12 protein-coding genes are annotated in these 10,719 nt (G+C 68.3%); 9 read left to right on the top strand and 3 right to left on the bottom strand.

Annotation, left to right across the window (positions count from 1 at the left end; all coding sequences use genetic code 11):
* Positions 1-176: 176 nt before the first annotated feature.
* The gene (locus R5H29_RS01065; RefSeq protein ID WP_005407630.1) at positions 177-608 is read right to left on the bottom strand and encodes a YkgJ family cysteine cluster protein; all 432 of its coding nucleotides are present in this window, start codon (positions 606-608) and stop codon (positions 177-179) included.
* A gap of 104 nt (positions 609-712) precedes the next feature.
* Between R5H29_RS01065 and oleC the strand changes: the two genes are divergently transcribed.
* From oleC to R5H29_RS01050, 3 genes are all read left to right on the top strand, one after another.
* A complete protein-coding gene (gene oleC, locus R5H29_RS01060) occupies positions 713-2,371 on the top strand; it encodes an olefin beta-lactone synthetase (RefSeq protein WP_164144813.1) in 1,659 nt (552 codons plus the stop codon).
* A complete protein-coding gene (oleD, locus tag R5H29_RS01055) occupies positions 2,368-3,360 on the top strand; it encodes a 2-alkyl-3-oxoalkanoate reductase (protein WP_332328591.1) in 993 nt (330 codons plus the stop codon). The genes oleC and oleD overlap by 4 nt, the downstream gene beginning before the upstream one ends.
* 81 nt (positions 3,361-3,441) lie before the next feature.
* Positions 3,442-3,597, top strand: coding sequence for a DUF1328 domain-containing protein (locus R5H29_RS01050; RefSeq protein WP_005407633.1), 156 nt, complete (start codon positions 3,442-3,444; stop codon positions 3,595-3,597).
* Positions 3,598-3,772: 175 nt separating this feature from the next.
* Here the strand turns inward: R5H29_RS01050 and ddlA are convergent, their stop codons facing one another.
* Positions 3,773-4,867, bottom strand: coding sequence for a D-alanine--D-alanine ligase (ddlA, locus tag R5H29_RS01045; protein WP_332328590.1), 1,095 nt, complete (start codon positions 4,865-4,867; stop codon positions 3,773-3,775).
* A 246-nt stretch (positions 4,868-5,113) separates the two neighbouring features.
* On the opposite strand from ddlA, the gene R5H29_RS01040 reads away from it, so the two are divergent.
* The 4 genes from R5H29_RS01040 (at position 5,114) to R5H29_RS01025 (ending at position 8,884) form a co-directional block, all read left to right on the top strand.
* Positions 5,114-5,749 (top strand): SCP2 domain-containing protein, encoded by a 636-nt coding sequence (locus tag R5H29_RS01040; protein WP_155028798.1) that lies wholly within the window; start codon positions 5,114-5,116, stop codon positions 5,747-5,749.
* Positions 5,746-7,401, top strand: coding sequence for a ubiquinone biosynthesis regulatory protein kinase UbiB (gene ubiB, locus R5H29_RS01035; RefSeq protein ID WP_058979718.1), 1,656 nt, complete (start codon positions 5,746-5,748; stop codon positions 7,399-7,401). Before R5H29_RS01040 ends, ubiB begins: the two co-directional genes overlap by 4 nt.
* Positions 7,402-7,406: 5 nt before the next feature.
* Positions 7,407-7,985, top strand: a complete 579-nt coding sequence (locus R5H29_RS01030; protein WP_019661889.1) for an O-methyltransferase — start codon at positions 7,407-7,409, stop codon at positions 7,983-7,985.
* 155 nt (positions 7,986-8,140) lie between these two features.
* On the top strand, positions 8,141-8,884 hold the full coding sequence (locus R5H29_RS01025; protein ID WP_134729721.1) for a pseudouridine synthase: 744 nt from the start codon (positions 8,141-8,143) through the stop codon (positions 8,882-8,884).
* A 70-nt stretch (positions 8,885-8,954) separates the two neighbouring features.
* Here the strand turns inward: R5H29_RS01025 and R5H29_RS01020 are convergent, their stop codons facing one another.
* Positions 8,955-9,482 (bottom strand): DUF2059 domain-containing protein, encoded by a 528-nt coding sequence (locus R5H29_RS01020; protein ID WP_019661887.1) that lies wholly within the window; start codon positions 9,480-9,482, stop codon positions 8,955-8,957.
* A gap of 133 nt (positions 9,483-9,615) precedes the next feature.
* Between R5H29_RS01020 and arfB the strand changes: the two genes are divergently transcribed.
* Together arfB and R5H29_RS01010 are read left to right on the top strand one after the other, a co-directional pair.
* Entirely contained in the window at positions 9,616-10,047 is a 432-nt protein-coding gene (gene arfB, locus R5H29_RS01015; protein ID WP_005420755.1) for an alternative ribosome rescue aminoacyl-tRNA hydrolase ArfB, read from the top strand.
* Between the two features lie 4 nt (positions 10,048-10,051).
* Complete coding sequence (locus R5H29_RS01010; RefSeq protein WP_010487088.1) at positions 10,052-10,654, top strand: lysophospholipid acyltransferase family protein; 603 nt, start codon at positions 10,052-10,054, stop codon at positions 10,652-10,654.
* Positions 10,655-10,719 lie beyond the last annotated feature (65 nt).

The following is a 10,719-nucleotide window of genomic DNA, read 5'->3' as shown; positions in this document are numbered from 1 at the left end:
AGCACGAGGTGCTGGTGCCGGAAATCCGCGCGTTCCTGGACGCCAACCCGATCTGATCGGTGTGGCCGCCCCCCCGCGGGCCACACCCCCGACACATGCCGGGGGGGGGGGCCCCCGGGGGGGGCCCCCACACCCGAAGGGTTGATGCGGTGGCCGGCCAGCGGCCGGCACTACCATTACGCGGCGACCGGCGCCTGCGGCGGCGAGGAAGGGCTGTTGCCGTTGTCGTCCGGATGGTCGTCGTCATTGTCGGCGTCATCGCGCCAGCGCCAGTCGGCCGGCGTCAAAGGATCCAGGCCATAGGCGATGCGCGCCTTGTCGCACTGCGGGCTGGCCTTGCCATACTCCCACGATGCATCCACCTCGCGGCACACGCTGGGCCGGTTGGGGTGGATGGTGCAGCGTGAATACACGCCGATCTGCGCATCCAGCGCGACGCAGCGCACCGGCTTGGAATGGGTGCCGCGCATGCACAGGCGATGCGGGTCCAGCACCTCGGTAAGCTGGTGCGGCACGCCGCCGGGGGTGACCTCGTCCGATTCCATCCAGTGGAAGGCCACGCGGTATTGGGTGCAGCAGGCGCCGCAGGTCATGCAGGGATGTTGCATGGGCAAGCCGCCTCGGGCGGCAGTCGGAATCGGGAACGAGGGTGCGGATTTTCCACGAAGTCGGCCGCCGCGCAAGAAATTCCGTAAGCGGCGACAATGAACAGATGAACCGACCCTGCAACATTGCCGCGCGCCTGCCTGAACTGGCGCGTGAACGCCCCGATCAGATCGCCATCCGCTGCCCGGGCCGCCGAGGCGCCGGCAACGGCATGGCCGCCTACGACGTCACCCTCGATTACCGCCAGCTGGATGCCCGCAGCGACGCCATGGCCGCCGGTCTGGCCGGCTACGGGATCGGCCGCGGGGTGCGCACGGTGGTGATGGTGCGGCCCTCGCCGGAATTCTTCCTGCTGATGTTCGCGCTGTTCAAGCTGGGGGCGGTGCCGGTGCTGGTCGACCCGGGCATCGACAAGCGCGCCCTGAAGCAGTGCCTGGACGAGGCGCAGCCGCAGGCCTTCATCGGCATTCCACTGGCGCATGTGGCGCGGCTGGCGCTGCGCTGGGCGCCCTCGGCGACCCGCCTGGTCACTGTCGGCCGCCGCCTCGGCTGGGGCGGCACCAGCCTGGCCGCGCTGGAGCGCGCCGGCGCCAGCGCTGGGCCGATGCTGGCCGACACCGATGGCGAGGACATGGCCGCGATCCTGTTCACCAGTGGCTCCACCGGCGTGCCCAAGGGCGTGGTCTACCGCCACCGCCATTTCGTCGGCCAGATCCAGCTGCTGGGCAGTGCCTTCGGCATGGAAGCGGGCGGGGTGGACCTGCCGACCTTCCCGCCGTTTGCCTTGTTCGACCCGGCGCTGGGCCTGACCTCGGTGATCCCGGACATGGACCCGACGCGGCCGGCGCAGGCCGACCCGGCACGCCTGCACGATGCCATCCAGCGCTTCGGCGTGACCCAGCTGTTTGGTTCGCCCGCGCTGATGCGGGTGCTGGCGAAGCATGGCCGGCCGCTGCCGACGGTGACCCGGGTGACCTCGGCCGGTGCACCGGTGCCGCCGGACGTGGTCGCCACCATCCGCAGCCTGCTGCCGGCCGATGCGCAGTTCTGGACTCCCTATGGCGCCACCGAGTGCCTGCCGGTGGCAGTGGTGGAGGGTCGTGAGCTGGAGCGCACCCGCGCCGCCACCGAGGCCGGCGCTGGCACCTGCGTGGGCAGCGTGGTGGAACCGAACGAGGTCCGCATCATCGCCATCGATGACGCGCCGCTGGCCGACTGGTCGCAGGCACGTGTGCTGGCCACCGGCGAGGTGGGAGAAATCACTGTGGCCGGCCCAACCGCCACCGACAGCTACTTCAACCGCCCGCAGGCCACCGCGGCGGCGAAGATCCGCGAGACGCTGGCCGATGGCAGCACCCGCATCGTCCATCGCATGGGCGACGTGGGCTACTTTGATGCACAGGGCCGTCTGTGGTTCTGCGGCCGCAAGACCCATCGCGTGGAAACCGCGCAGGGGCCGTTGTACACCGAACAGGTCGAGCCGGTGTTCAACACCGTGCCCGGCGTGGCGCGCACGGCCCTGGTGGGTGTTGGCCCGGCCGGTGCACAGGTACCGGTGCTGTGCGTGGAACTGCAGCGCGGGCAGAGCGACAGCCCGGCCTTGCGCGAGGCCCTGCGTGCGAAAGCCGCCGCACGGTTGCCCGATGCGAACCTGCAGCACGTCCTGGTGCATCCGGCGTTCCCCGTCGATATCCGTCACAACGCCAAGATCGGCCGCGAAAAGCTCGCCGTCTGGGCCGGCGCCGAACTGGAGAAGCGCGCATGAAAATCCTGGTCACCGGCGGCGGTGGTTTCCTCGGCCAGGCGCTGTGCCGCGGGCTGGTTGAGCGTGGCCACCAGGTGCTGGCGTTCAACCGCAGCCACTACCCCGAACTGCAGGCGATGGGCGTGGGCCAGATCCGCGGTGATCTGGCCGATGCGCAGGCGGTGCTGCATGCCGTGGCCGGCGTCGATGCGGTGTTCCACAATGGTGCCAAGGCCGGCGCGTGGGGCAGCTATGACAGCTACCACCAGGCCAATGTGGTCGGCACCGACAACGTCATCGCAGCCTGCCGCGCGCACCGCATCGGCAGGCTGGTCTACACCTCCACGCCCAGCGTGACCCATCGCGCCACCCATCCGGTGGAAGGCCTCGGCGCCGACGAGGTGCCGTACGGCGAAGATTTCCAGGCGCCGTACGCGGCCACCAAGGCGATCGCCGAACAGCGCGTGCTGGCCGCCAACGATGTCGCGTTGGCGACGATGGCGTTGCGTCCGCGCCTGATCTGGGGCCCTGGCGATCAGCAGCTGGTGCCGCGCCTGGCCGAGCGTGCGCGGCAGGGCCGCCTGCGCCTGGTGGGCGATGGCAGCAACAAGGTCGATACCACCTACATCGACAATGCCGCGCTGGCGCACTTCCTCGCCTTCGAAGCGTTGGCACCGGGCGCTGCGTGCGCGGGCAAGGCCTACTTCATCTCCAATGGCGAGCCGTTGCCGATGCGCGAGCTGGTGAACAAGCTGTTGGCTGCGGTGGGTGCGCCGACGGTGGACAAGGCGATCAGCTTCAAGACCGCCTACCGCATCGGCGCTGTCTGCGAGCGGCTGTGGCCGCTGCTGCGACTGCGCGGGGAGCCGCCGCTGACCCGTTTCCTGGCCGAACAGCTGTGTACGCCACACTGGTACAGCATGGAACCGGCGCGCCGTGACTTCGGCTACGTGCCGCAAGTCAGCATCGAAGAAGGGCTGCGCAGGCTGAAGGCTTCATCTGCTGCATAGATCGCCATCACTGGTTGCACACCGCAGGATCGGGAGGATGGACCCACGCCATCCAAGGCTCGACCACCCGCGAGGAGCGCCATGCTGCACTACGCCATCATCTTCTTTGTCATCGCCATCATCGCCGCCGTTCTGGGTTTCTCCGGTATCGCCGGCGCCGCAACGAACATCGCCTGGATCCTGTTCGTGGTGTTCCTGATCCTTGCGGTGATCTCGATGTTCCGCAAGCGAGGCTAGTAGACCGCAGGGTGGTGCCGGCCGCCGGCCGGCACTGCTCTTTCCGGTGGGTGCCGATCGTTGGTCGGCACGCCCCTTTGTAGAGTCGAGCGTGCTCGACTGCTTCTCGTGAGTCGAGCATGGCTCGACTCTACAGAGGATCATCGAGCATGGCTCGACGCTACACACAGCGCCGCTACACGGCGCTGTGCAATCCGCGATCGGCCTCGTGGCGCTCCAGCGCCAGTTCGATCAGGCGCGTGATCAGCGTGGTGTAGTCCACGCCGCTGGCGCCCCATAGCTTCGGGTACATGCTGATGCGGGTGAAGCCCGGCAGCGTGTTGACCTCGTTGATGACGATCCCGCCCGCTGCGGTGAGGAATACATCCACGCGCGCCATGCCCGCGCACTCCAGCGCCCGGTAGGCCTGAAGCGCGATCTGCTGGATACGCGCCTGCGTTGTGCCATCAATGTCTGCCGGCACCACCACGTCGGCGCCATCGTCGTTGATGTACTTGGTGTCGTAGGTGTAGAACTCGTCGTGTACCACTACCTCGCCGCACAGGCTGGCCTGCGGATGCGCATTGCCCAGCACCGCGCACTCGATCTCGCGGCCGACCACCGCCGATTCCACCAGCACCTTGTGGTCGTAGCGCAGCGCCAATGCCAGCGCCTCGGCGAAGCCCGCTGCATCCTTGACCTTGCTCACCCCCACTGACGAACCCTGGTTGGCCGGCTTCACGAACAACGGCAGGCCGAGCTGCGCGATCACCGCATCGACATCGACTGCCGCCGCCTGATGGCGACGGATGCACAGCCACGGTGCCACCTGCAGCCCGGCGTCGCGCAGCAGGCGCTTGGTCACGTCCTTGTCCATCGCCACCGCCGAACCCAGTACCGGTGAACCGACGAAGGGCAGGTTGGCCATGCGCAGCAGCCCCTGCAGCGCACCGTCCTCGCCCAGTGGCCCGTGCACGATCGGCAGCACCACATCGATCTGGCCGAGCGCGCTGGCCGCATCGCACGGCTGCAGCTGCGCCTGCTCGGCGCCCGGGCGCACCGCCAGCGACGTACCGGACCGATGCAGGGCGATGCGCGACGGATCATCGGCATTGATCAGGAAGGTATCGGGTTGGCTCAGATGCCACTGACCCTGCTTGTCGATACCGACCAGCACCGGCTCGAAGCGCTCGCGATCAAGCGCATCGAGGATGTTCTTCGCCGACTGCAGCGAAACTTCGTGCTCGGAAGACTTGCCTCCGAAAATGATGCCGACCCGGGTCCGTGCCATGGGGAATGCGATGTCCTGTGCGTTGCGTGGCCCCATAGCATGAACCTTCATCGGCCCTCCGCGTGAGGCACAGATGAACCAGAAATCCATCCACGCATGGCGTGGATCTACCGTGTCGACCAAGGTCGACACCCACCCCGCCATCCCACGGATAGCCAGCTTTTGATGTTGCCCTGGCTGTTGCATCTGCGGGTGCCGGGCGGCAGCCCGGCCCAAGCCCCCCACCCACGCAGGTAGAATGCGCCCATGGCTCCTTCCCTGCTCAAGTCCCTCAAGCCGGTCGCTGGCCGCGCCCTGCAGATCGCCCTGAACCGCGCCCTGGCGCTGGATCCGGATACCCGCCACGCCCTGGCCAGCCTCGACGGCCACCACATCGACCTGACCCTGGAAGCGCCGTCGCTGGCGATGCGCATCAGCGTCGACGGCGACCAGCTGCGGGTCGGTCCGGTGGACGCGCAGGAAGCCGACCTGGCCGTGCGCAGCAGCCTGGCCGGCGTGCTGGCGCAGCTGCCGCTGCTGGCCAACGCGCGGCGCGGCGACAGCAACGGCAAGGGTCGCGTGCGCGTGGCCGGCGATGCCGAACTGGCGCGACGCCTGCAGCAGCTGGCCAAGGGCTTCGACCCGGACTGGCAGCAGCCCTTCGTCAGCGTATTCGGCGAGGTACTGGGCGTGCAGGTTGCCAACACCCTGCGCAACGGCCTGCAGCACGCGCGCCAGGGCGCGATCGATCTGGCCCACAGCGCCGCCGAGTTCATCACCGAGGAATCGCGCGATGTGGTGCCGCGTGCCGAGCTGGACGCCTTCCACGATGACGTGGACGTGCTGCGCGATGACGTCGAGCGTCTGGGTGCTCGCGTGCAGCGCCTGCGGGGTGCCGCATGAAGGCCGTGCTGCGGGCCAGCCGCATCGGCCGGGTGATCCTGCGTTACCGCCTCGACGACCTGCTGCAGGGCACACCGGCCGAGCGCTGGTTGCGCCTGGCCAAGCCGTTCGTGCCGCGGGCCTCGGCCGACATCGCCGCACAGTCGCGCGGTGCACGCCTGCGCCTGGCGCTGCAGGACCTCGGCCCGATCTTCGTCAAGTTCGGCCAGATCCTGTCCACCCGCCGCGACCTGGTGCCACCGGACGTGGCCAATGAACTGACCCTGCTGCAGGACCGGGTCAAGCCGTTCGATGGCGAGACCGCGCGCCGCATCGTCGAGGACGCGCTCGGCCTGCCGGTCAGTGCGGCCTTCGCCAGCTTCGACACCGAACCGCTGGCCTCGGCCTCGATCGCACAGGTGCACGCGGCGACGCTGGCCGATGGCCGCCAGGTGGTGGTCAAGGTACTTCGCCCGGGCATCGAGAAGCAGATCGACGCCGACATCGCCCTGCTCAATTCGCTGGCCGCGCTGGTCGAGCGCACCCACCCGCGCGCCGACAAAATCCGGCCGCGCGAAGTGGTGGCCGAGGTCGAGAACACCCTGGCCGCCGAGCTGGACCTGCAGCGCGAAGGCGCCAATGCCAGCGTGCTGCGCCGCTTCTGGGAAAACAGCGACGACCTGTACGTGCCGGAAGTGATCTGGAGCCATACGGCCGAGCGCGCACTGACCCTGGAGCGCGTGTGGGGCATTCCGTCCGACGACATCGCCGCGCTGGACAAGGCCGGCATCGACCGCAAGGCGCTGGCCGCCAAGGGCGTGCGGGTGTTCTACACCCAGGTGTTCCGCGACAACTTCTTCCATGCCGATGCGCATGCCGGCAACATCTGGGTCGACACCGATCCGGCGCGTCGCGCCAACCCGCGCTTCATCGCGCTGGACTTCGGCATCATGGGCCAGCTCTCGCAGGAAGATCAGTACTACCTGGCCGAGAACTTCATGGCCATCTTCAACCGTGACTACCGCCGCATTGCCGAACTGCACGTGCAGGCGCGCTGGATGCCGGACCACGTACGCATCGACGATCTGGAAGCGGCGGTGCGATCGGTCTGCGAACCTTACTTCACCCGGCCGCTGTCGCAGATCTCGCTGGCCGAAGTGCTGATGAAGCTGTTCCGCGTGGCGCAGCGTTACCAGCTGACCCTGCAGCCCCAGCTGATCCTGCTGCAGAAGACCCTGCTGAACATCGAAGGCGTCGGCCGCCAGCTGGACCCGCAGATCGACATCTGGGCGGTGGCCAAGCCGGTGCTGGCGAAGATCCTGCGCGAGCGCTACAGCCCGCGCCGGGTGGTACGCGAGATCGGCAAGCGCCTGCCGGAAATCATGACCCATGCCCCGGACATGCCACGTCTGGTACACGCCTGGCTGACCCAGCAGGTGGAAGGCCGCCATGAACTGTCGATGCGCTCGCGCGACCTGGCCGCTCTGGACGCCAGCGTGCAGCGCCTGCAGAAGCGCGCGGTGGGGGCGATCACTGGCGTGGGCCTGCTGGCCATTGCCGCGCTCATGTACGTGCTGCAGCCGCCGGGCTGGTACTGGGGCGACCTGCCAATGTGGAGCTGGTTGTCCGGTGCGCTGGGCGCAGTGGCGCTGGCGCGCGCGTGGTGGAAGTAGGTCCCATGCTGCAAGCGCTCAAGGACGAACTGGCACGCTTCGGCGCCGACAACGACGCCCGCGAGAGCGCGCGTGGCCGCCGCATGCTCAACATCACGCCGGACACGGGTGAATTCCTGTCCGTGCTGGTCCGCTTCGGCGCCGCGCGCAGGGTGCTGGAGATCGGCACCTCCAACGGCTATTCGACGCTGTGGCTGGCCGAGGCTGCCGCCGCCATCGACGGCCACGTGATCACGCTGGAATACGCACAGGACAAGGCGGCGATGGCGCGTGACACCTTCGCGCGCAGTGGCCTGGCCGATCGCATCACGCTGGTTCACGACGATGCAGGGCCGTGGCTGGCACAGGCCGTCGATGCCAGCATTGACCTGCTGTTCCTCGATTCGGACCGCGGGCAGTACGCCGGCTGGTGGCCGCAGCTGCGCCGCGTGCTGCGGCCGGGGGGCCTGCTGGTGGTGGACAACGCCACCTCGCATGCGCAGGAAATGGAACCGCTGCGCGTGCTGCTGGACGCTGATCCGGACTTCAGCGTCAGCCTGGTGCCGGTTGGCAACGGCGAGCTGCTGGCCGTACGCAGCGCCTGACTGCAGCGTTGCCCGCGCCTGATCCGGCAGGGCCGGCCGCGCCTGATCTGGTAGTGCCGGCCGCTGGCCGGCAACCCCAGCAGCCAGACGACCCTGAGGCAGCCGGCCAGCGGCCGGCTCTACCCCATTCAGTGCCCAGCCCCGATAATCCCGCGGTGAGCACCGAACCCGATACCCTCGCCGCGGTCGAGACCGACACCGCGCCCCTGCAGTTGCTGCACCTGGATGAGCGCCTGGCCGTGGTCAACAAGCCTGCCGGGCTGATGGTCCACGACAGCAAGCTGGCCCGTGGCGAAGACGACTTCCTGGCCGACCGCCTGCGCGAGCAGCTGGGGCGGCCGATCTTCCTCGTGCACCGCCTGGACCGGGCCACCAGTGGCTGCCTGCTGCTGGCCTTCGACCGCGAGACCGCCAGCGCGCTGGGCAAGGCGTTGATGGGCGGCGAAGTGCTGAAGGACTACCTGACGGTCTGCCGGGGATGGCCGGCGGAACTGTCCTGGCGGGTGGACCATGATCTGGATGGCGGCCCGGGCAAGCCGGTGAAGAAGCCGGCGATCACCGACTTCCAGCGCCTGGCGACGGGCGAGCTGTCGGTGCCGGTCGGTGAGTTCACCCGTTCGCGTTATGCACTGCTGCGCTGCCAGCCACAGACGGGGCGCTTCCGGCAGATCCGCCGGCACCTCAAGCACCTCTCGCACCACATGATTGGCGACACCAGCCATGGCGATGGCCGCCACAACCGCATCTTCCGCATGCAGGGCGTGCACCGCATGCTGCTGCACGCCGAGCGCCTGCGCTTCCCGCATCCGGAGGGCGGCGACGTGGATGTCAGGGCACCGCTGGACCGTGAGTTCCAGAAGGCGCTGGACCTGTTTGGCTGGCAGGTGGACGACGCCTGATGCTGCTGCCGTAAGCCGAGCGTGGGCTCGGCTCTACAGCCAGCGGCCGGGCGTGGCCCGGCGCACCCCGTTATTTCTTTTCCGGCTCGTTGACGATCGCCTCCAGATCCTTCTGCAGATCCGCGAACAGCGGCTGCATGCGGGCCTGGATGGCCACCATCACGTTCTGCATCAGCGCCGGGGTCTTGTCCAGCAGGCTCTGGCCGGCCGAACTCTCGTAGAACTCGGCCATCGCCAGCACGTCTTCCTTGCTGAACGTCTTCTTGTACAGGTCCACGTACATCGGCCGCAGCTGCTGCCACGACAGGGCCTGGCGCAGCGTCTGGCTGGTGCGTGCCTGGATCCGCTTCAGCTGTTCCTGCTGCTGGGCATTGAGCTGGCGCTGTGCGGCCACCTGCTGGAACTGCTGCTGCTGCATCGCCTCGATCTGCGGCAGCATGGTGTCGATCATGCTCTGCGCACGCGAGGCCGACAGCAGGCGGTTGATGTCGCCGTCTGTCGGTGGCGCGGCCAGGGCCGGAACGCTGGCCACGGCCAGCGCCAGCAGCAGGGCGGCGCGGCGCAGCAGGGACGGCAGGGCGGGTGTGGTGCGGGTCATGCGGGCTTCCTGCGGTACATGGGACGGCCAGCATACCCGCAGCCAAGGCGAAGGCGGCGTGTTCGGTACCTGATCGGCGGCATACGGCGCGCGATGCCGCACTCCGGCACGTGGCTGCCGCTACAATGCGCGGATGGGCAGTGGACCGGTCACCATCAGCGCGCAGCTTGAAATCCCCGACGGCGAGATCGTCGAGCGGTTCGTGCGTGCCAGCGGTGCCGGTGGCCAGAACGTCAACAAGGTCTCCACCGCGGTGGAACTACGTTTCGACGTGGCCAACTCGCCTTCGTTGCCCGAACCGTTGCGCGCACGCCTGCTGGCGCGGCGTGACCGGCGCATGACCGGCGAAGGCGTGCTGGTCATCGATGCGCAACGTTTCCGGACCCAGGATCGCAATCGCGAGGATGCGCGCGAGCGGCTGGCGGCCTTCATCCAGGCCGGGCTGAGCGTGCCCAAGCCGCGCAAGGCCACCAAGCCGACCCTCGGGTCGAAACTGCGTCGTCTGGACGCCAAACGCGGGCGCGCGCAGATCAAGCGCGGTCGCTCATCACGTGACTGGGAGTGATTGCTTGAACAACCCGACTTCGTTGCTGCCGGCCGTGCCGCCGCAGATGCCGCAGGTCAAACCCAACGCCTTCCTGCGCTGGCTGGCGCGCTGCACCCTGCGCATGGGCGGCTGGAAGGTGACCGGCACCCTGCCTGACATTCCCAGGCTGGTCTTCATCATCGCCCCGCATTCGTCCAACTGGGATGGGCTGTGGGGCATGGCGGCCAAGATCGCGCTGGGCATGAAGGTGAAGGTACTGGGCAAGGCGTCGCTGTTCTGGTGGCCGCTGGGCCCGCTGCTGCACAGGCTGGGCGTGATCCCGCTCGATCGCAGCTCGCCGCAGGGCACCGTCGGACAGGCCGTGGACCTGCTGCGCAACAACGAGAAGATGTGGTTCGCCATCACCCCCGAGGGCACCCGCAAGGCGGTGAAGGACTGGAAGGCCGGTTTCCTGAAGATCGCCCGGATGGCTGACGTGCCGATCCTTGCCGCGTACTTCCACTACCCGGAAAAGACCATCGGTATCGGCCCGCTGTTCACGCCCAGTGGTGATGACGCTGCCGACATGGCCGCGATCCGCGAGTTCTACCGGCCCTGGATCGGCAAGACCCGCGGTACGGTCTGAGCCTGCCGCAGGCCGCTGCATAGACGCCACGTCCGGCACATGCCGGGCGAGCGCGACAGGAGTAG

The organism is Stenotrophomonas sp. A3_2 (genome assembly GCF_036624925.1).
Taxonomy (GTDB): Bacteria; Pseudomonadota; Gammaproteobacteria; order Xanthomonadales; family Xanthomonadaceae; genus Stenotrophomonas; species Stenotrophomonas hibiscicola.
Note: the sequence above shows the minus strand (reverse complement) of the source record. Positions and strands in the feature narration are given on the sequence as shown.

Coding starts and splice junctions, on each gene's coding strand:
- ubiB (WP_058979718.1), top strand. CDS start 5,746: ATGAAGGCCGTGCTGCGGGCCAGCCGCATCGGCCGGGTGATCCTGCGT.
- R5H29_RS01020 (WP_019661887.1), bottom strand. CDS start 9,482: ATGACCCGCACCACACCCGCCCTGCCGTCCCTGCTGCGCCGCGCCGCC.
- ddlA (WP_332328590.1), bottom strand. CDS start 4,867: ATGGCACGGACCCGGGTCGGCATCATTTTCGGAGGCAAGTCTTCCGAG.
- R5H29_RS01065 (WP_005407630.1), bottom strand. CDS start 608: ATGCAACATCCCTGCATGACCTGCGGCGCCTGCTGCACCCAATACCGC.
- oleD (WP_332328591.1), top strand. CDS start 2,368: ATGAAAATCCTGGTCACCGGCGGCGGTGGTTTCCTCGGCCAGGCGCTG.
- R5H29_RS01030 (WP_019661889.1), top strand. CDS start 7,407: ATGCTGCAAGCGCTCAAGGACGAACTGGCACGCTTCGGCGCCGACAAC.
- R5H29_RS01050 (WP_005407633.1), top strand. CDS start 3,442: ATGCTGCACTACGCCATCATCTTCTTTGTCATCGCCATCATCGCCGCC.
- arfB (WP_005420755.1), top strand. CDS start 9,616: ATGGGCAGTGGACCGGTCACCATCAGCGCGCAGCTTGAAATCCCCGAC.
- R5H29_RS01040 (WP_155028798.1), top strand. CDS start 5,114: ATGGCTCCTTCCCTGCTCAAGTCCCTCAAGCCGGTCGCTGGCCGCGCC.
- oleC (WP_164144813.1), top strand. CDS start 713: ATGAACCGACCCTGCAACATTGCCGCGCGCCTGCCTGAACTGGCGCGT.